1 protein-coding gene is annotated in these 417 nt (G+C 34.1%); it reads left to right on the top strand.

The window, feature by feature from the left end; all coding sequences use genetic code 11:
• Nucleotides 1-417, top strand: a 417-nt coding sequence (locus tag RM542_RS14820) for a discoidin domain-containing protein (RefSeq protein ID WP_311386530.1), incomplete at both ends; no start/stop codon positions are given.

The raw sequence follows: 417 nt of genomic DNA on the forward strand, positions 1-417 counted from the left end.
GTGGTTCAGATATTGCTAGCAAAGCAAATGACGGGGTTTTTAATAACTCAGATAATTTTCAGCATACTTCAAATATAGATAGCTCACCTTGGTGGGAAGTTGATCTTGAAACTGTTAGTTATGTTGAAGATATTCACATTTACAACCGAACAAACGTAAGTCAAGCGGTTGAAGAAAGACTTAGAGATTTTTATGTTCTAACCTCTATAACACCAATACCTGAAAACGGTGATATTATGGAGATGATCAAAAATCCTTCGTACACTGCAACTTTTTATGGCGGAAACGTAAATACTGAAGCAGTTATTAAAATTGATGAAATGGCTCGTTATGTGCGTATTCATTTTCCTGAGAATGGAGGTAACAGAATATTACATGCACAAGAAATTGAAGTTTTAGGATGTACTGAAATAATTA

Origin of the sequence: Croceitalea sp. P059 (genome assembly GCF_031846365.1) — a bacterium.
Classification (GTDB): Bacteria; Bacteroidota; Bacteroidia; order Flavobacteriales; family Flavobacteriaceae; genus Croceitalea; species Croceitalea vernalis.